Consider the following 15488-nt stretch of genomic DNA (forward strand, 5'->3'; position numbering starts at 1 on the left):
ACGGGCCCGGCCCGGCCCCGTGGTGCGGGGCCGGGCCGGGCTCGTTCCGGTCGGGAGCTCAGGTGGGCGTCAGCTCACCTGGAGGGTGACGTCGTCCACCACGAAGGAGGTCTGCAGGGACTGGTCCTCCGTGCCGTTGAACTTCAGGGTGACGGTCTGGCCGGCGAACTGCGAGAGGTTGTAGGACTTCTCCACGTAGCCGGAGTTCGCGTTCAGGTTGGAGAGGGTCTCCAGGGTCTGGCCGGCCACCGAGACGGTGAACCGGTCGTAGACGACGTTCTCGTCCTCGTCCGTGTCGATGTGGAGGAAGAAGCCGAGCCGGTACGTGGAGCAGCCCGACGGGATGGTCAGCGTCTGGGCGGCGCTGTCCGTGTGGGTGGACCCGTACCCGTTCAGCCATGCCTTGTAGCTGCCGCCGTGCGGGGTCTGGCCGGACTGGTTGGTGATGACACCGGCGGTCGCGGTCCACGGGCTGGAGCCGCTCTCGAAGCCGCCGTTGGCCACGAGCTGGCGCGGTGTGCAGGTACCGCCACCGGTGACGGTGAGCGTGTAGGTGGTGGTGTGGCTGACGGTGCCGGAGCCGGTGATCGTCAGGGTGTAGGTGCCGGGCGCGGTGCTCGCGCCGACCTGGACGGACAGCGCCGAGGAGCTGCCGGACTGGACGGACGTCGGGCTGAGCGTCGCGGTGACACCGGCCGGCGCGCCGGAGACGGAGAGCGCGACGGTCTGGGCGGCGCCGCTCACGGTGGCGGTGTTGACCGTGGCGGAAGCCGAACCGCCGGGGGCCGCGCTGCCCGCGGACGGGCTGACGCCGATGGAGAAGTCCTGCGCGGGGGTCTCACCGCCGACCGCCTGCTTCCAGACGGCGTAGGCGACACCGTCGGCGCTGCGGTTCAGCACCGTGGCGTTGATGTTGTTCGTGGTGTCGCAGGAGCTGTGGTAGCAGGGGTCGTAGGCGGCGTTGGCCGTGCCGCCCCACTTCGTGGCCTGCGCCGAGGTCTTGCGGGCGCTGGCGCCGGCCGCGTAGCCGGAGGTGGGGATACCGGCCTGCTGGAAGGAGTAGTCGTCGCTGCGGCCCTGGCCCTCGGTGTTCTCCTCGGGCGCCAGGTTCAGCGAGGTCCAGTACGCCTTCAGCGGGGCGGCGGTGGTGGAGTTGACGTTGTTGATGAAGTAGCCGCCGTTGGTGGAGCCGACCATGTCGAAGTTGTAGTAGCCCTTGATGGCGCTGCGCTGGGCGCTGCTCAGCTGGTTGACGTAGAACTCGGAGCCGTTGAGGCCCTGCTCCTCGTCGGTCCACCAGGCGAAGCGCACGTGCTTGGTCATCGTCGGGTTCTTCTGGGCGAGGACGAGGGCGTTCTCCAGCAGGGTCGCGGAGCCCGAGCCGTTGTCGTTGATGCCGGGGCCGGCCGAGACGCTGTCGAGGTGCGCGCCGAACATGACGGTCTGGTCGGCGGGGCCGCCGGGCCAGTCGGCGATCAGGTTGTTCGACGGGTAGGTGCAGGAGGTGCAGTTCTGCTCGGTGACGGTGTAACCGGCCGCCTGCAGCTTGCCCTTCACGTACGCCAGCGACTGGGTGTAGCCGGCGCTGCCCGCACGGCGGTGGCCGCCGTTCTGGCTCGCGATGGTGTTGAACTGGGTCAGGTGCGCCTGCACGTTGGCGACGTCGATGTCCGGCGGGTCGTTGCCGGGCTGGGTCCCGCCCACGTTCAGCGAGTAGTCGACCGTGTGGGAGAGCGCTGCGCCCTGGCCCTTGACGACGACCGTGGACGCACCGGGAGCCGCGTTGGCCGTCGCGGTCAGGGTGAGCACCGAGGACTGGCCGGACTGCACGGTGGCCGGGTTGAAGGAGGCGCTCACGCCGGCCGGGAGGCCGGAGGCGGTCAGCGTCACCGACTGGGCGTTGCCCGTGGTGACCGCGGTGCCGACCGTGGTGGTGACGGAACCGCCCTGCTGGACGGTGCCCGAGGAGGGGCTCAGCGACATGGAGAAGTCGTTGTTCTGGCCGCTCGGGGTACAGGTCGGGTCGGCGCTCTGGGCGGGCACGCTGATCGCGTCCCAGGCCCCCTTGGTCTTGTTGAAGAGGTCACAGGTGGTGTCGAGCGACTTGGCGGAACTCAGCGTCGCCGTACGGTACTTCTTGTAGGACATGCTGCTGGTCTTGAGCAGCATGCCGCCGTAGAAGATCTTGCCGGCGTTCTGCACGCCCACACCCGTCAGGGTGGAGCCGTTGCAGGTGCTGCTGCTGGGCTTGCCGCCGCCGGGGCTGGTGCCCTCGGCCAGCAGGTAGAACCAGTGGTTCAGGGGACCGGCCGCCGCGTGCACCTCGGTGCCGGGTATCGCGGAGCTGTAGCAGGCCGGGTCGTTGTTGACGGCCGGCGGGTTGTACATGTTCCGGATCGGGCCCCGGCCCTGGAGGTTGATGACCTCGCCGACCGTGTAGTCCGGAGTGTCGTACGGGGCCGGCTCGTTGGCGAAGGCCTCGGTCAGCGCGCCGAAGATGTCACCGGTGGCCTCGCCGAGCCCGGACTCCTGGCCGCTGGTGCCGCCCGGGGTGTTGGAGTCGATGGCGTGCCCGTACTCGTGGGCCACCACGTCGATGCCCGCGATCCACTCGTTGGCGCTGTTGCGCCCGATGGTGACCGAGCTGCCGTCCCAGTAGGCGTTGAGGTCGCTCAGGCCCACCTTGGCGGGGAAGCTGCGCCCGTTGCCGCTGACGCCGTTGCGGCCCAGCCACTGGGAGAGCATGTCCCACTGCTTCTGCGCCGCGAACATCAGGTCGACGCAGCCGGTCTCCTTGCTCGTGGGGTTGCCCGTGCCCCAGGAGTCGGAGGACTTCGTGAAGACCGTGCCGGTGCTGTAGTCCGCACAGCTCAGGCCGGTCCGGTTCGGGTCGCGCAGCGTGTACGTGGAGCCCGAGTTGGTGGTGTCGATGGTGACCGGGCCCGGCCCGTTCCACTTGCTGTTGCCGGTGCCCGCGACCACCTCGTCGTAGCTGTCGACGAAGGCGCCGGTCCGTGCGTCCACGAACACGTGGAGCCTGCTGGGCGCGGTCTTCGTACGGCCGCTCAGCACGGTCTCCCAGGCCAGCACCGGCCTGTCGTCCTTGAGGCGGACCACGAGCCGGCTGCTCTCGACCTTGTCGACCGAGGCCAGCTTCGCCCGCGAGGCGGACTCGGCGTCCTTCGCGGAGACCGACGCCCGGGTGGAGACGTCGATGCGCACGGAGGAGGCGGACTGGAGGGCGCGCACCTTGCCGGTGCCGTCCGCGAGCACGACCGCGTCGCCGCCGACGACCGGCAGGCCGCGGTAACTGCGCTCGTACGAGACGGAGTAGAGGTCCTTCACCCAGGGGGTGACGAGACGCCGTTCGTACTGTTCCTGGGAGGAGTTGACCAGGGAGTCCAGGCCGCTGTCGACGGCCTGGTCGGCGGCCGCGACCGCACGTGCGGCCGGTGTGTCCTTCTGGGACGGGGAGGGCTGCGCCTGCTGCGCAGCCGATGCCGTCCCGGCCAGAGCGCCGGCAAGGCTCGCGGTCAGCGCCATCGCTGCCACGGCCGCCGTCCATCTGCTGGGATGCAACGTCCACTCCGATCGTGGGGGGTCGGGGATGAGTGCCGTTCGCGGCCGAGTATGAGCGTGAACATGACGAGATTGGGACATCTCGGGGGGCATAAGGTCCGCGTTATGGTGCCGTGGCGGCCCGGCTCGTACGCTGCCCGGATGCAGCTGGAGTTGAGGCATCTGCAAGCCGTCTGCCGGATAGCGGAGGCGGGCAGCCTGGGGGGCGCGGCGCGGCGGCTCGGAGTGTCCCAGCCCGCACTTTCCGCCCAGTTGCGCCGCATCGAACGGGTCACCGGGGGCGAGCTCTTCGTACGGGGCCGCAGCGGGGTGGAACCCACGGCACTGGGCCAGTTCGTGCTGGCCAAGGCGCGTCGCGTACTCAGCGAGATGGACGCCCTGGGAGCCCAGGCGCGCGCCATGTCGACCGGCGGCCCGCTGCGGCTGGGCTGCATCATGCTCGTCCTGCTCGACAGCCTCCTCGCCCAGACTGACCTGTCCATGTCAGGCCGGGAGATAGCCGTGGACCTGGAGGATTCGGTCACCGTGCTGGCGCGGATGCTCGGCGCCGGACGCTACGACGCCATCGTGTACGGGGAGGTCAACGGCCACGAGGTGCCGCTGCCGGAGGGAACCCTGGCCAGGACGCTGATCCCGAAGGAGCCGTTCTGCATCCGGCTGTCCGCCGGGCACCCCCTCGCGGGTCTGGACCGCATCGAACTGGCCGACCTGGCCGGGGAGTCGTGGATGACCCTGGTGGAGGACGACGACGGCGGCCCCGAGGCACTCGTCACCGCCTGCGCGAAGGCCGGATTCAGCCCCTCACTGCGCTACCGGATCACCGACCGCAAGATGCAGCACGACCTGATCGCCGCGGGACGCGCGGTCGCGCTCAGCCAGCCGACGGCCCCGTCCGGCGAGGGCACGGTGATGCGCCCGCTCGTCGGCACCCCCATCATCGGCCGCATCCGCCTCGCGTGGAGCCGCGCCGCGCTCTCGGCCGGGCAGGCGGAACTGCTCTACCGGGCGGCGGCCCGCGCCTACCTGGCCAATGTGGACAACAACCCCTTCCACAAGGAGTGGTGGGACGCCCACCCCGAGGTGCATCCGGCCCTCGACTGACCGGCGGGGCGTCGCGGACCGGGCGCGGGGCGGCGCGGGGCGGCGCGGTGTGGTGCGGTGTGGTGCGGGGCCGGGCAGGGGTCAGCTCCGGCGGTGGGCCGTCAGCAGCAGGTACTCCCACTCCATGACCCCGTCCACCGTGTGCTCGGCGGCGAGGGCGTCCAGCGCCGCGTCCAGCTCGGCGACCCGGTCCGGCTCGTCGGCGACGGCGCGGTAGACGGCCACGGTGGGCCCGTAGCAGGCCTTGAAGAACTCCCGGAAGTCCGTGGGACCCGTGAAGCGGTCCACGCGAACCGTCCGGCGGCGCGCGTCCACGTCGGTGACCGCGTCGCCGAGCAGCTCGTGCACGTGTTCCTCGTCCCCCCACAGCGGGGGCGGCTGGGCCCCGGGCGGGGGCGGGGGAGCGTACGGCTTCATCGTGGCGAACATCCGGCCCACGAAGCCCTGCGGGGTCCAGTTGACCAGCCCGACCGTGCCGCCGGCCCGGCAGACGCGCAGCATCTCCTCGGCGGCGGGCCGGTGGTGCGGGGCGAACATGATGCCGACGCAGGACATCACGACATCGAACTCGCCGTCGGCGAAGGGCAGGTGCTCGGCGTCCGCCTCCCGCCACTCCAGGGTGGCCCCGCGTACGGAGGCCAGGTGCCGGCCGATCTCCAGCAGCTCGGGGGTGAGATCGGACGCCACCACGTCGGCCCCGGCCAGGGCGGCCGGTATGGCGGCGTTGCCCGAGCCCGCCGCGACGTCGAGCACCCGGTCGCCGCGCTGGACGCCGCACTCCTTCACGAGTACGGCCCCCAGCTCCGGAATGACGTGGGAGGCCACCGACTGGTAGTCGCCCAGCGCCCACATCGCGCGGTGCCGGGCCTTCAGAGTGCGGTCCGCCTGGGCCGCATCGCTCGCCTCGGTCATGACAGCCGTCCTCCAGGGCTCGGGGCAGCCCCTTCTCCGAGCATAGGTACGTTTCGCGGACCCGGCCCGTCGGCGGCCCCACGGGCGCCCGCCGCTTCAGTCGCGCGACGACAGGCGGCCGAAGTCGCGCGCGAAGCCCTCGCGGAACCCGGGCCGCTCCAGCGCCCGCTCGAAGGCGAGCGCGGCCCGGGTGAGCGCGGCCTCGTTCTCCTGGGCGGTGGCGAGTTCGGCGAGGTACGCGCGCAGGCTCAGTCCGCGGTCCGCGGCGAGTACGGCGAGGCGGTCGTGCACATCGGTGTCGACCTCGACGGTGGTGGTGTCGGCCATGCTCCGAGTATGCGCGCCCGGTGACCGGGCGGGGGCCCGTTCGGCGCAGGACCGGCGGCGGTCCGGCGGGCTCACAGGGCGCAGGTGTTGACCGTGCCGGTCCCGGGCGCCGCCGCAGGCACCGTACGGCTCGCCGGCGGCGCGGCACCGTGCCGTGGCCAGGCCGTGGGCGCGGGTTCCGCCGGTGATCCGGTGCTGACGGTGCACATCGCCGCGCCCGGAGCCCTCGGCCGTCTCCCCGTGGACATCACCGCTCCTGCGGATCGGCGGGAGGGCGTCGAGCGTGCCCTTGACCGCCCACCCGCGACGGAAGGTACGGCCTCAGGCGCGGACGCGTCCGGAGAGCCAGGGCGTGAGCGAGGGGCCCCCGACGCTCTCCCGGTACGTCTCGTCGCCGGGCAGGGGGACGGACAGCCAGTAGCCCGGCGGGAAGAACCGTCCCTTCACGAAGGCCAGTCCGCCGTAGACGGACCTCAGGAACGCGGGGACGGAGTCCCGGGGGACGTCGTCGAACTCCACCCCGTCGACGGTGATCTTCGCGTCGTCCTCGGGGAAGATCCGCACGCTGACGGCCGGGCTGCCGCCCAGTTCCACGAAGGCCTCGTGGGGCAGCGATCCGTCGGGGTCGACGACGGCGAACAGGGGCGCCGAGGTCCGCCGCGACGTCTGGTCGGCGCCGATGTCGTCGGTGACGGACATGGCCAGCCGGTACTCGGCCGCGATGGCCCGAATCGCCGCGACGGCCGACTCGGTGGTCGGCAAGGAGGGATGCGTCATGATCCAGATCATGCCGCACAACCGTTTCGCTTTCGGATCTAGTGCTGTGACCGGCAGGGTTCACCGGGAAGCCGCGGCCCTCCGCCTTGCGACGCTTCCCCCAGGCCCTGCGGGCCTGGGGAGACCCCATGCACCGGACGCCGCGACCCGGCAAACCCTCCCGGCCACAGCACTAGACTGCGGGTCGCGGCCGTCCCTGCTCTGACGGTGGTGGAGGTCCGAACCGTCGGAGGGGGAGGTGGCGGTGTGCGCACCGTGCCCTGGGTGCACGTCGTTCCGGAGCAAGGCGCCCTGCCTGTCGATCTGTTGCTCCCCACGACCGGCAGCACGTACGCAGTACGCCTCGACGGCCGTCAGATGCGGGACACGGACGCGGTCTTCCTGCAGTTCTACGACAAGCTGAAGCTGCCGGACCACTTCGGGTGGAACTGGCACGCCCTCCTCGACTGCCTGCGCGATCCGGACCGGCTGCCGCCCGCGGACCGCTGCGTACTCGTCGTCGAGGCCGCGGACGAGGCGCTGCGGGAGGATGCCGCCGCACGGCGACTGCTCTTCAGGACCCTTCTGCAGGCAGGCCGGCGATGGGCCGGGCCGCGGCGGTCCGACGGCCTTGACCTCAGCAGGCTCGTGCTCGTCATGTCCTGCGCGGCAGGATCCGTTCCGGACCTGCGGGAACAACTGCGCCTGTGCTGGGACGAGACGGTCTCGTCACACCTGCGCATCGGGGAAGGGGCTGCTCCGTGACGCTCGTCATCGAACTTCGGCGTGGGGTGTCCACGGCCCGGACGCGCCGGAAGCCCGGGCCGCGTCCGGCGGCAGGGATGCTGGAGCGGATCATCGTCGATGACGCGCTTTGGGCGGCGATCGAGCGGCTCGGGCGCTCCGGGCTGTCCACCCTTGCCGGCGTGGACCTGTACGGGGACACCGTGCTCCGCGGTGAAGCCGTGGCCCGGATGGTGCGGGAGCTGGAGGCCTCGGACCTCGCCCGCCTGCACGGCGCGGAACGCGAGATCATGGCCACGCTGCTGACCTGGGGCCTGCGATGCCGTCGGGAGACGGACCTGAGGATCGCCTTCTCGGGCGACTGACCGGGGGCCGGTCCGATGCGTCCGTGCGGGGCCGCCGCCGTCATCCCGCCAGGGAGTTCCCCGGGGCCAGGGCTGCCGCGATCCGGGCGGCGATGGTCTGCGCCGTGTTGTTCTCGGGGGCTTTGGGGCCGACCGTGGTGGACACCGCGATGGCCAGGTGCTCGCTCGGCAGGTACGCCTGGATGGCCGCGTAGCCCGCGAAGGACGGGTTCGACTGGATCCAGCCGTTCTGGACGATCACGCCGTAGCCGAAGTGCCGGGCCGGAAGCTGGCGGAAGCAGTCCTTGGGCGCACAGCCGGGGGTGTTGCCGCCGAGGCCCACCGTGCCCGGGTCGAGCTGCACCTTGAAACTCTGCGGCGAGAGCAGCTCACCCGTACCCACGACCTCGGCCGAGCGGGCCAGGTCGCAGATGTGGGTGTTCAGGACCGCGCCGGGGGCGGTGGTCCAGGAGGGGTTCCAGTAGGTGGACTCCTCGTACCTGCCGCGCTCCGCGTCGAAGGAGTGCAGGACGGGCTCCTCGATCTGGGGCGTGAAGCTGTTGAGGGTGTTGCCCAGCCCGGCGGGCCCCGTGATCTGCTGCTCCATCACCTTGGCCAGCGGCATGCCGGAGATCTTCTCCAGGGCCTGCCCGAGGAGCACGAAGTTCGCGTGGGAGTAGCTCCAGCTCGTTCCCGGCTCGTACAGCAGGGGGTGGGCGGCGGAGATGCCCACGAGCTCGTCGGGGGTCCACTGGCGGAACGGGTCGGCGTACAGGGCCGCGAGGAACTTCGGGTCGGGCACGTAGTCGCGCAGCCCCGAGGTGGAGGCGCCGAGCATGCGCAGGGTGATCTCGTCGGCGTGCGGCGCGTCGGGGAGCCAGCGCGAGATCGGATCGTCCAGGCCGGCCTTGCCGTCCTCGACCAGTTGCAGCATGGCGATGCCCATGTAGACGATGGCCACCGAACCGGCCCGGAAGTGCATGTCCGCCGTGGCCGGGACACCCGTCATCGACTCGCCGAGTGCGCCCGTGACGACCTCTTGCCCGTCGCGCGTGACCCGCAGTACGACGGCGTTCAGGTCCAGCTCCTTCTGCGCCGCCTTGGCGATGTCCATGATCTGCTTCGCCTCGCCGCCCGAGGGCGCGGGGGACGCCACGCACGACGCCGGCGCGGACCCCGCCCCGGTCGCCGCCCACGCGCCGCCGGCCGGCAGGACCGTGCCGAGCAGCGCGGTGGCGCACAGCAGCGCCGTCCGGGCGCGGCCCGGGAGCGCGGTCCCCACTGCGGTCATGGCGATCTCCTGCCGCGAAGAGCCCCTCGGGACAAGGCCCACCCTTCGATGGAACGCCCACCGTGCGAGATGGGCCAGTCGGCGCAACGCCGGCGACGGCCGGACCGGCGGCGTCCGGCCGAGATCCGAACGAGCCGGCCTAGCCGGCCCAGCGGCCCGTGAGGAAGGTGATGGCGACCGCGGTGGACAGGGGAGCCACGACGTAGAGGTAGGCGGTCTGGATCCGGGGGCGCTTCAGGCTCCAGGAGGCCAGGCCGATCCACAGCGGCCACCACAGGAGGGTGGAGCGGGGCACGGACGTGTACCAGTAGGAGGTGCCCAGGGCCCACAGGGTGAGGCCGATGTACAGGGCCTCGGGCCAGCGGCGGCCCCGTACCAGCAGGACCAGGAGCAGGACACCGACCACCATGGCCAGGAGTTCGGCCTGCCACATCAGTGCGTACCCGGTGGGGTGGGTGTGGTGGAAGGCGGCTTCCCAGGTGTTCGACCATGCTTCCCACGGTGCGTGGAAGTCCCGGTACCAGCCGCGTTCCTGGGCGTGCTTCCAGGCCATCCAGTCCCCGGTCCGGGTCTGCAGGAACCAGCTGTAGAGGGCCGGTGCGAGGGCCGGGAGGAGGAGCCACGGGGCAGCGCGCCAGGCGGTGCGGCCGCGGGCGGTCAGGACGAAGTGGAGTGCGAGGGCGGCCGCGAGGAACAGACCTGTGATGCGGACCGAGCAGGCGAGGCAGGCCAGTACCGCGGCCGCCGGCCAGTTCTGACGCTGCGCCGCCAGCCAGGCGGGCAGGGCCAGGGCGAGGAAGAGCGCCTCGGTGTAGCCCGCGGCGAGGAACACGGCGCACGGCGAGAGCAGCAGGAACACCACCGCGCGGCGGCCCGTTTCGAGGTCGGCCAGGTGATGGCGGGCGATCCGGGCGAGAGCCAGGACGGCGACGCCCCCCGAGAGGAACGAGATCAGCGCTCCGGCCGCGGCCCAGTCGGGAACCACGGTGTGAACGGCGCGCAGGGCGAGGGGGAACCCGGGCAGAAAGGCCTCCCGGTTGTCCCAGCCCGCCGTCCAGGGCCCGGCCTGGGCGGGGAAGTAGCCGTCCTGGGCTATGTGGAGGTAGTGCCACCAGTCCCATTGCTGCCAGGTCGAGAGCGGCGAAGCGGGTCGGCGGGCCTCGCCGTCGGCGGGGAACAGCCAGCTGACGGCACCCGCGGTGGCCCAGATGCCGACGCGGGTCAGCAGGTACAGCCACATCACCTCACGCTCGCCCGGACCGAGCCGCAGGAACGCCGGCAGGGCGCGGCGGGGGCGGCGAACGCGCTCGCGGACGGGCGGCCAGGTGGTGGGCGAGCCGGGAAGCTCGACCGGCCGGCGGGGGGTTGAAACGGGCATATCGGGATCTCCTGACCGTCTGAAGGCGTACGGAGTCACCGGCCCTGGTTCAGGCCGGTGTCCGCGGGCGGTGTGCTGCGGGGAGAGGGGGAGAGAAGCGGGAAGGGCAGGGGCTACCGGAGCCGCTGGGGCGGCGTGGGCGACATGCTCGCTGTGACGGTCCCGGTGGGATCGAGCGGCGGCGTCGTCGTGCTCTGCGGCGGCATCGTGCTGCTGAGCGGCGGCGGAGGCGTCGTGTTGCGCGGCGGAGTCATGGAGTTGAGCGTCGGCGTCATGGAGTGGGGCGGCGGGGGCGGTGCCGACGTCGGGGACGGGGCCGCGGGCGGGGGAGTGGTCGCGGGAAGGGTCGGGCCCGGGTCCCCCGGGAGGAACGCCGACAGGGCCGCGCCGGATCCTGCGAGGACGAGGAAGCAGGCGGCGGCGACACCGACGATCCGGCGCCGGCGGTGCCGTTCACCGCGCCGCTCGATGACGGCGACGGGCGGGGCCGTGCTCGCGGACTGTCCGGCGGAGGCCGCTTCCCGGAACAGGGACCGCAGCGGGTCGTGGGAGTCAGGCATCGGGAGCCTCCTCAATGCGGGGGTCCTGCAGATGGCGGGAGAGCGTGGTCCTGCCCCGGGACAGGTGGGTCTTGACCGTGCTCGCGGACAGTGAGGTCTCGGCGGCGATCTGCTCGACGGTCAGATCGCACACGTAGTGCAGCGCCATGGTCCGGCGCTGTTTCAGGGGCAGTTGCCGCAGTGCTTCGACCAGCGCCACCGCCTCCGGCCCCGGCCCCTCCACGTGACCGGCGGGTGCGGTGCGCTGCCAGGCGTCGGCGGTGCGCCGCCGCCCGCGCCAGCGGCTGACGGCGAGCCGCCACGCGACGGTGCGGATCCACGCCTCGGGCCGGCCGTCACGGTCCAGCTGACGCCGGCGGCCCCACCCCCTGACGAAGGCCTCCTGCACCACGTCCTGTGCCTCGTGGTGGTCGCCGAGCATCACGTAGAGCTGTCCTGTGAGCCGTCCTGCCGCTTGCGCGTAGAACTCCTCGAACTCCTCGATGGTCAAAAAATCGCTCCCGAATCCATGTGTCCCTCTCACCGGGCATACGCCCGCCGCACCCCATCCGGTCGACACCGGACGACAGATCGTTGTGTGAGTGCCGTCACACGGTGGGTGGGGTGCTCATCGTCGCGGCGGCCACGGCGAGGCGCAGTGGCGGCGCCACGGGCCACCGGGTGACGCAGCCCCGACGCCCGGCCCCGACGCCCGGCCCCGGCGCCCGGCCCTGGAGCCCGACCCGAGCCCGACCCCGACCTCGACCCCGGCGCCCCCCCAACCCGGCCCCGGATCCGCGCGGTCGGGTCGCGCCGCGCGAGGGAGAAGGGCCCGGCACAGCAGAAGGGCCCGGATCCATGAGGATCCGGGCCCTTCCGAGCAGTAGCGGGGACAGGATTTGAACCTGCGACCTCTGGGTTATGAGCCCAGCGAGCTACCGAGCTGCTCCACCCCGCGTCGGTAGACCTCACACTACGGCATCCACGAGGCGCTCCTCGACGCATTTACGGGCGGCCGCGCCCGGAGTGTGGGCGAAAGGGCTGAATCTCGCCCCGAAGGCGAGATCATTCCCCCTGGTGACAGTGCGTGCAGGCGTGTACCTTCACGGGTAGCTGTCGTGGTTCCAAGTGCCTTGCCCGTGCCGTTTGGTGTGGGCAGTTTTGCTGTGTTGTGCCGTAGGACCAGGGCGATCACCTCCGTCTTCCACGCCGTGTGGAAGACGTACGTCAACGGGAAGGCATGAACATGGCTACGGGAACTGTGAAGTGGTTCAACTCGGAAAAGGGCTTCGGCTTCATCGCCCAGGACGGCGGCGGCCCGGACGTCTTCGCCCACTACTCGGCGATCAACGCCTCTGGCTACCGTGAGCTCCAGGAGGGTCAGGCCGTGACCTTCGACATCACGCAGGGCCAGAAGGGCCCGCAGGCGGAGAACATCACCCCCGCCTAATCCCGGACGACGGCCCGGTCTGACCACCGGGCTCCGGAGAACCGTTTCCCCGTCCCGCCCCTTCGCTGAACGGGCCACGGGGAAAGATCAGGGCCGTGCGGCCTCGCCGCACGGCCCTGATCCGTCTCCCCGGCTCCGCGCGGTGCCATGATGCCCGGGTGGATCACAGGCTGAGCACGGATGCGCAGGCGCGGGTCGGCGGGATCCTCCAACGGCTCGTCGACTCCGGTCAGGAGAGCGGCCTCCAGGTGGCGGCCTACCTGGACGGCGAGCCGATCGTCGACGCCCACGCGGGCTGGATCGACCGGCCCGCCGGGCGCCCGGTCCGTTCCGACACGCTGATTCACAGCTTCTCCACCGGCAAGGGTTTCACCGCGACCCTCGTGCACGTGCTCGCCGAGCGCGGACTGATCGACTACGACACACCCATCGCCCACTACTGGCCGGAGTTCGGCGCGCACGGCAAGGAGCGGGCCACCGTACGGCACGCCCTGACGCACGCCGTCGGAGTACCACAGCTCCCCTCCGCCCTCACGCCGGAGGAGCTCTGCGACTGGGACACCATGTGCGCGACCGTCGCGGCGGCGGAGCCCCTGTGGGAGCCGGGCTCCGCCAGCGGGTACCACGGCTGGACCTTCGGCTGGATCCTCGGCGAGACCGTGCGCCGCATCACCGGCCTGACCCCGGCCGAGGCCCTGCGCACGTACGTGAGCGAGCCGCTCGGGGTGGCCGACGAGCTCTACTTCGGCCTGCCCGAGAGCGAGCTCGCCCGTACGGCGCCGCTGGTGGAGGGCAACTGGGCGGCCGGGCTCGAAGCCCTTCCCGCCTCCGCGCCCTTCCGCCGGTACGTCGCCCCGAACCGCACCGTGTGGACCGTCGCCGAACTCGCCAACCGCCGCGCCTACCTGCTGGCCGACCTGCCCGCGTGCGGCACCACGACCGCGCGGGCCGCCGCCCGGCTGTACGCCGCCCTGACCGGTGAGGTCCAGGGCGTGCGGCTGATGTCCCCGCAACGGGTGGCCCTGGCGGCGGAGGTGGCGGTCGAGGGCAAGGACCTCATGCTCCTCGGCAGGTACGCCAAGGGGCTCGGCTACTTCGTCGGCCTGCCCCAGATGGCAGGCGAACGCACGGCCTTCGGCCACCACGGAAGCGGCGGCAGCATCGCCTTCGCCGACCGCGCCCGCGGCCTGTCCTTCAGCCTCACCCGGACCCGCCTGGTGGGCGGCGCGGCCGACACCGCCGCCCGGACGCTGGCGGACGAGATCAGGTCAGCCGTCACAGGGGCGCGGGGGTCCTGACGCGCCGCAGCCCCCGGACCCGGACCGCGGCCCCGATCACGGCGAGTGCGACGGTCGCGATCCCCGACGCGGCCAGCACCTGCCGGGGCCCGAGGAGCGCGATCAGCGGGCCGCCGAGCGCGGTCCCCACCGGCCCGGCGGTCAGGAGGGCGGCGCTGCGGGCGGCGAGGACCGTGGTCAGCGAGGCGGCCGGGGTGCGTTCCTGGAAGAGGGTGTAGGACAGCGCCGTGAACGGTCCGTAGATCAGGCCGCCGAGGGTGAAGCAGGCCAGGGTGACGGCCGCGGGCGCGCCGAGACCGAAGGGTACGAGCGCCAGCCCCCAGCCCGCGACGATCCCCAGCGTGACCGGCCAGAGCGGGAACCGCCGCAGGGCGCCCGCGGCCAGGCCGCCCAGCACGGCGCCCGCTCCGAACAGCGTCCAGTACAGCCCGAGCAGGCCCGCCCCGGCATGCAGGTCGTCGGTGACGTGCAACGGGAGCGCGACCTCCGCCGGCCCGTAGAGGAAGTTGAAGAACCAGGTCAGGGCCAGGACGCCGAGGAGCTCGGGCTGCTTGCGCAGCAGGCGCAGGCCGGCCGCCGACCGGTCGGCGTCGACCGGCGCGGCCGTAGCCTCCTTCCCGTCCCTCCCGTCCCTCCCGTCCTGTCCGGCCGCCGTGCCCCGCAGCCGCCCGACCTGGGCGGCGAGCACGGCGAAGGACAGTGCGTCGAGTCCGATGAGCCAGGCAGGACTGATCACCGCCGCCAGGAACCCGGCGAGCGCCGGGCCGACGACGATGGAGGCCGAGACGCTGGAACTGACCAGCGCGTTGGCGGCCAGCCGCTGGTCGGGCGGAAGTATCTGCGCGAGCAGGGAGTACCTGCCCGCGTTCCCCCAGGCATGGAGGACGGACGAGCCCGCGAGCAGGGCCACGTACAGCACCGGGTGCAGCACCCCCGCGGCCCAGGCCAGCGGCACACAGCCGAGGAGCACCGCGCGGATCCGGCTGTCGGCCGCCAGCAGCCGCCCGGCCGGAAGCCGGCGCAGCCACCGCCCGAAGAGCAGCGCTCCGGCGGCCCCCGGAAGCGCGTACGCGGCGAGCGCGGCACCCAGGAGCAGACCGGATCGGCCCGGGGGAGCGATCTCGATGGCCAGCCACGCCACGGCGACCACGCTCATCCCGTCACCGAGATCGGAGGCTGCCAGCGCGGGCAGCAGCCGTCGGAAGTCGGCATGGGCGAACAGGGGCCGATAGGTGCGGGGGAGGAGACGAGTTGTCTGTACGGGAGTCACCAGGTCAGACTCATGGTTCAAGCGCACTTGAAGTCAAGGGGGAGTGACGGGTGCGACAGCTCGGGATCGGTGAGCTCGCTCGGCAGGTGGGGATGCAACCCTCGGCGCTGCGCTACTACGAGAGCGTCGGCCTGCTGCCGCCTGCCGAACGGGCAGCGGGCCGGCGCATCTACCCGGCCGGCACCGTGCGGCGGCTCGCGCTGATCAAGATGGCCCAGCGGGCCGGATTCACCCTCGCCGAGATCCGCGGCCTGCTCGACGGCGACACCGAGCGCGGCGCCACCCGGCAGTGGCGTGCCCTCGCCGAGAGCAAGCTCCCCGAACTGGACCGGTTCATCGAGCAGACGCAGATCCTGCGGGACGCCGTCGCCGACTGCCTGGCCTGCGGATGCATGAACTTCGAGAAGTGCGCACTGCTCGCCGCCGAAGGACCCGGCTCCTGACCCGGGAAGCCGGCCCTGCTCAAGGCCCTGGTCAAAGCCCTGCCGCCTGGCGGCCA

General features: G+C 72.1%; 15 protein-coding genes and 1 tRNA gene. 6 read left to right on the forward strand and 10 right to left on the reverse strand.

Features of this window, described 5'->3' with window-relative positions; all coding sequences use genetic code 11:
- Positions 1–69: 69 nt before the first annotated feature.
- Positions 70–3543, reverse strand: a complete 3474-nt coding sequence (locus ACFY0D_RS23160) for a M28 family peptidase (protein ID WP_390800077.1) — start codon at positions 3541–3543, stop codon at positions 70–72.
- A 177-nt stretch (positions 3544–3720) separates the two neighbouring features.
- Here ACFY0D_RS23160 and ACFY0D_RS23165 point away from each other — a divergent pair, with 177 nt between their 5' ends.
- Positions 3721–4680: a LysR family transcriptional regulator gene (locus ACFY0D_RS23165; protein WP_390799964.1), complete on the forward strand. Its 960-nt coding sequence runs from the start codon at positions 3721–3723 to the stop codon at positions 4678–4680.
- An 81-nt stretch (positions 4681–4761) separates the two neighbouring features.
- Here ACFY0D_RS23165 and ACFY0D_RS23170 read toward each other — a convergent pair whose 3' ends face one another.
- The 3 genes from ACFY0D_RS23170 to ACFY0D_RS23180 form a co-directional block, all read right to left on the reverse strand.
- A complete protein-coding gene (locus ACFY0D_RS23170; RefSeq protein WP_390799965.1) occupies positions 4762–5592 on the reverse strand; it encodes a class I SAM-dependent methyltransferase in 831 nt (276 codons plus the stop codon).
- Between the two features lie 96 nt (positions 5593–5688).
- Positions 5689–5919, reverse strand: coding sequence for an antitoxin MazE7 (locus ACFY0D_RS23175; protein WP_390799966.1), 231 nt, complete (start codon positions 5917–5919; stop codon positions 5689–5691).
- A 321-nt stretch (positions 5920–6240) separates the two neighbouring features.
- On the reverse strand, positions 6241–6696 hold the full coding sequence (locus tag ACFY0D_RS23180; protein ID WP_390799967.1) for a hypothetical protein: 456 nt from the start codon (positions 6694–6696) through the stop codon (positions 6241–6243).
- A 246-nt stretch (positions 6697–6942) separates the two neighbouring features.
- On the opposite strand from ACFY0D_RS23180, the gene ACFY0D_RS23185 reads away from it, so the two are divergent.
- On the forward strand, positions 6943–7440 hold the full coding sequence (locus tag ACFY0D_RS23185; RefSeq protein ID WP_390799968.1) for a barstar family protein: 498 nt from the start codon (positions 6943–6945) through the stop codon (positions 7438–7440).
- Complete coding sequence (locus tag ACFY0D_RS23190) at positions 7437–7784, forward strand: hypothetical protein (protein WP_390799969.1); 348 nt, start codon at positions 7437–7439, stop codon at positions 7782–7784. Before ACFY0D_RS23185 ends, ACFY0D_RS23190 begins: the two co-directional genes overlap by 4 nt.
- A gap of 40 nt (positions 7785–7824) precedes the next feature.
- Here the strand turns inward: ACFY0D_RS23190 and ACFY0D_RS23195 are convergent, their stop codons facing one another.
- From ACFY0D_RS23195 to ACFY0D_RS23215, 5 genes are all read right to left on the reverse strand, one after another.
- Positions 7825–9054 (reverse strand): serine hydrolase domain-containing protein, encoded by a 1230-nt coding sequence (locus ACFY0D_RS23195; protein ID WP_390799970.1) that lies wholly within the window; start codon positions 9052–9054, stop codon positions 7825–7827.
- Between the two features lie 139 nt (positions 9055–9193).
- Complete coding sequence (locus ACFY0D_RS23200) at positions 9194–10432, reverse strand: mannosyltransferase family protein (protein WP_390799971.1); 1239 nt, start codon at positions 10430–10432, stop codon at positions 9194–9196.
- Between the two features lie 113 nt (positions 10433–10545).
- Entirely contained in the window at positions 10546–10992 is a 447-nt protein-coding gene (locus ACFY0D_RS23205) for a hypothetical protein (protein ID WP_390799972.1), read from the reverse strand.
- Positions 10985–11482, reverse strand: a complete 498-nt coding sequence (locus ACFY0D_RS23210) for a SigE family RNA polymerase sigma factor (RefSeq protein ID WP_351157301.1) — start codon at positions 11480–11482, stop codon at positions 10985–10987. Before ACFY0D_RS23210 ends, ACFY0D_RS23205 begins: the two co-directional genes overlap by 8 nt.
- Positions 11483–11855: 373 nt before the next feature.
- Positions 11856–11929 (reverse strand) — tRNA-Met (locus ACFY0D_RS23215).
- Between the two features lie 288 nt (positions 11930–12217).
- On the opposite strand from ACFY0D_RS23215, the gene ACFY0D_RS23220 reads away from it, so the two are divergent.
- Positions 12218–12421, forward strand: coding sequence for a cold-shock protein (locus ACFY0D_RS23220; protein WP_030384970.1), 204 nt, complete (start codon positions 12218–12220; stop codon positions 12419–12421).
- Between the two features lie 158 nt (positions 12422–12579).
- Positions 12580–13719, forward strand: coding sequence for a serine hydrolase domain-containing protein (locus tag ACFY0D_RS23225; RefSeq protein WP_390799973.1), 1140 nt, complete (start codon positions 12580–12582; stop codon positions 13717–13719).
- Here the strand turns inward: ACFY0D_RS23225 and ACFY0D_RS23230 are convergent.
- Positions 13697–14989, reverse strand: a complete 1293-nt coding sequence (locus ACFY0D_RS23230) for an MFS transporter (RefSeq protein ID WP_390799974.1) — start codon at positions 14987–14989, stop codon at positions 13697–13699. The genes ACFY0D_RS23225 and ACFY0D_RS23230 overlap by 23 nt on opposite strands.
- A gap of 50 nt (positions 14990–15039) precedes the next feature.
- On the opposite strand from ACFY0D_RS23230, the gene ACFY0D_RS23235 reads away from it, so the two are divergent.
- Entirely contained in the window at positions 15040–15432 is a 393-nt protein-coding gene (locus ACFY0D_RS23235) for a MerR family transcriptional regulator (RefSeq protein WP_390799975.1), read from the forward strand.
- Positions 15433–15488: the final 56 nt, after the last annotated feature.

This window comes from Streptomyces sp. NPDC001502 (genome assembly GCF_042894785.1).
Classification (GTDB): Bacteria; Actinomycetota; Actinomycetes; order Streptomycetales; family Streptomycetaceae; genus Streptomyces; species Streptomyces kutzneri.

Coding starts and splice junctions, on each gene's coding strand:
- ACFY0D_RS23180 (WP_390799967.1), bottom strand. CDS start 6,696: ATGACGCATCCCTCCTTGCCGACCACCGAGTCGGCCGTCGCGGCGATT.
- ACFY0D_RS23200 (WP_390799971.1), bottom strand. CDS start 10,432: ATGCCCGTTTCAACCCCCCGCCGGCCGGTCGAGCTTCCCGGCTCGCCC.
- ACFY0D_RS23170 (WP_390799965.1), bottom strand. CDS start 5,592: ATGACCGAGGCGAGCGATGCGGCCCAGGCGGACCGCACTCTGAAGGCC.
- ACFY0D_RS23175 (WP_390799966.1), bottom strand. CDS start 5,919: ATGGCCGACACCACCACCGTCGAGGTCGACACCGATGTGCACGACCGC.
- ACFY0D_RS23205 (WP_390799972.1), bottom strand. CDS start 10,992: ATGCCTGACTCCCACGACCCGCTGCGGTCCCTGTTCCGGGAAGCGGCC.
- ACFY0D_RS23160 (WP_390800077.1), bottom strand. CDS start 3,543: ATGGCGCTGACCGCGAGCCTTGCCGGCGCTCTGGCCGGGACGGCATCG.
- ACFY0D_RS23195 (WP_390799970.1), bottom strand. CDS start 9,054: ATGACCGCAGTGGGGACCGCGCTCCCGGGCCGCGCCCGGACGGCGCTG.
- ACFY0D_RS23220 (WP_030384970.1), top strand. CDS start 12,218: ATGGCTACGGGAACTGTGAAGTGGTTCAACTCGGAAAAGGGCTTCGGC.
- ACFY0D_RS23165 (WP_390799964.1), top strand. CDS start 3,721: ATGCAGCTGGAGTTGAGGCATCTGCAAGCCGTCTGCCGGATAGCGGAG.